The organism is Bradyrhizobium sp. NAS96.2 (assembly GCF_001908235.1).
Classification (GTDB): domain Bacteria; phylum Pseudomonadota; class Alphaproteobacteria; order Rhizobiales; family Xanthobacteraceae; genus Bradyrhizobium.
On sequence record NZ_LGHK01000326.1, the window covers coordinates 1 to 2,489 of the forward strand.

General features: G+C 61.1%; 3 protein-coding genes. 2 read left to right on the forward strand and 1 reads right to left on the reverse strand.

The window, feature by feature from the left end; genetic code table 11:
• A partial coding sequence (locus AC628_RS40805) for a phage portal protein (RefSeq protein WP_143202088.1) occupies positions 1-705 on the forward strand: 705 nt, incomplete at its 5' end.
• Positions 698-1,567 carry a S49 family peptidase gene (locus AC628_RS40810; protein WP_245321595.1) on the forward strand — a complete coding sequence of 290 codons (870 nt, stop codon included), beginning with the start codon at positions 698-700 and terminating at the stop codon, positions 1,565-1,567. The genes AC628_RS40805 and AC628_RS40810, both read left to right, overlap by 8 nt.
• Before the next feature lie 157 nt (positions 1,568-1,724).
• On the opposite strand, the gene AC628_RS40815 is transcribed toward AC628_RS40810, so the two are convergent.
• Positions 1,725-1,970 (reverse strand): hypothetical protein, encoded by a 246-nt coding sequence (locus tag AC628_RS40815; RefSeq protein ID WP_074132450.1) that lies wholly within the window; start codon positions 1,968-1,970, stop codon positions 1,725-1,727.
• Positions 1,971-2,489 lie beyond the last annotated feature (519 nt).

The following is a 2,489-nucleotide window of genomic DNA, read 5'->3' on the forward strand; positions in this document are numbered from 1 at the left end:
GTTTTTGCGCGCGCGATCGCCGTCCATGAGTATGGCGACATCTGGTTTAAGAACAACGGTCAGTCCGGCGGCACGCTCGAGCATCCCGGCGTGTTCAAGGACAAGGCCGACCGAAACGAGTTTCTCGACAACTGGCGCGCAGCCGGGACCGGAATGAACCGGCACAAGGACCGGCTTTTGACGCACGGCGTCAAATATACCCCGATCAAAGTGACGAATTCCGAGGCGCAGCTGCTCGAGACCGAGGACGCCGCCGACACTGCGGTTTTCGGCCTTTGGAGCTATCCGCTGCATCGCGCGTCGCGGCTGAAACGCGCGACAAATAACAATGTCGAGCAGCAGTCGCTCGATTTTGTCGTCGGGTGTGTGGCGCCGCTCGCGATCGAGATCGAGCAAGGCGTCGAGCGGGATCTGCTGCTCGACAACGAAAACGGCGATCTGTTTTTCGAGTTTAACTTTTTCGGCCTGCTGCGCGGCGACCTGTTGAATCGCTATCGCGCGTATCTGATCGGCCGTCAGGGCGAATGGCTGTCGGCAAACGACATCCTGCGGTTTGAGAACATGTCGCCGCGAACTGATCCTGGCGGCAATGACTACAAAAACCCGCTGACAAAGGACTCCGCCGGCGGCGCGCAGGGCGTCGACGACAATGCCGGCGCCGGCGGCGGCTCGAGCTCTCCAAACGAGGACGGCAACAATGATTAAGATCGAAACCGCTGCGCCGGATTTGCGCCAGGTGTTGACGCAGATCACGTCGATCGACGCCCTGGTCGCGCTCGAGGTCTCAGCGCTCGCCGATTGCCTGGCGCGCGCCGAGCAGCGGCAGGCGCTCCTCGCGGCAGCTACCGCGCAGGCGTCGAGCTCGGCGAGTAAGATCGCCCTGGTCTCGATTGCCGGCGGCCTGACGCCGCGCGGCAGCTGGTTCGGCTCGAGCCTTTCCGGGATCGCGGCGCAGGTCACGCGCGCGGCGGATGACCAGGACGTCGCCGGCCTGGTCCTCGACGTCGATAGTCCTGGTGGTACGGTCTCCGGCACGGTCGAGGCGGCCGCGGCTGTCGCGGCGGCTGCAGCGAAAAAGCCGGTTATCGCGATTGCAAACACGTTGGCGGCGTCTGCGGCCTATTGGATCGCCTCGCAGGCAAGCGAGCTGGTGATGACGCCGTCTGCAGACGTTGGCTCGATCGGCGCGATGATTATGCACCAGGATATTTCCGGTTGGCTCGACCAGGTCGGGATCAAGATGACGATCGTCCGCTCGGAGCAATCGCCGCTGAAAAACGAGGCGCATCCGTTCGCGCCGCTTACGGATGAGGCCAAGGCCTATCTGCAGGGTCGAGCAAATGAGGCTGGCGCCGATTTCGTCAAGGCCGTCGCTGGCGGCCGGCGCGTGACGCAGACCAAGGTCCGCGAGGAGTTCGGTCAGGGCCGCATGCTCGGCGCGCGCGAGGCCGTCGCGCGCGGCATGGCGGACCGGATTGCAACGCTCGACCAGGTCATCGGCGGCATGTTGCAGCAGCGCTCGCCTCGGCCGAGCTCGCGCCGGCGATCGGCGCTGGCGTTCGATTAGGGCCGCCCCGTGCTCATACATTCAAGATTGCCCGCTTCTAGGGGGTAAGCGGACGTCACCTGACCGGTCGGGAATGTCCGCAAATAACCCGAAGGGGACCTCGCTTCGCCGTTTTACTTTTTTGGACTGTGCGCCGCTGATGTCCCCGAAAGAATTCCTAGTTAGCGGCCTCTTTCTCCCGGACGGCTTGCGCGGAAGCACTGAGTTTGATCGCGGCGGCGTATCCGACCTCAGTAAGCCTGCTCAGGCTGGTCTCGCCACGATTGGCACATTCAATTATTTTGCCGGCGATGATCCGACGGGCGCTGTGCTTCTCGCCGCAAGTTGGAAGGAGTAAGCACGCGCGCTCAAGGGCGAGGTCCATCTTGGCTATAGTTCGACGATCGAACGTGTCAGTGATCATGCGATCCTCCCTTGCGACCTACCTTACCTTGGCGGTCTAAGGCCGGGAGACTTCAACCACTCATTTAAGTGCGCCGCCGTATCTATCTGGCGGAGCTTTCGCAATAATTCGTCGCGTTCTTTTCCGGGCCCTAACCGGTGTGCCTGCGCCTCAAGCTTGGCCGCTGCTTCAGTCAGGCGATCCTCAAATAAGTGTGGTTTTGAACGGTTTCGCTTCATGGCGCGGCACGTTTGGCATGGTCGCTGATCTGACTTTGGAACACGCCCTGGAATGCTGTCTGTCTGGTATCTTACATAGTGAAATTAAAGCTAGCTATGTCCGGCAAAGCTCCTACTATCCTGGCATTATCGGGTATCCAGCAAGGCAACCGATAGCTGAGAGTTCTCTGCGCTCCCGCCTTTCCTCGGGAGCGCATAATGAAGAACCTTTTGCTCGGCCAGCTCGGCCAGGACGACTTCCAACGACTTGAGCCCTATCTCAAGATCACACCTTTCAAGCAGCATGCGGTCTTGTTCGAAG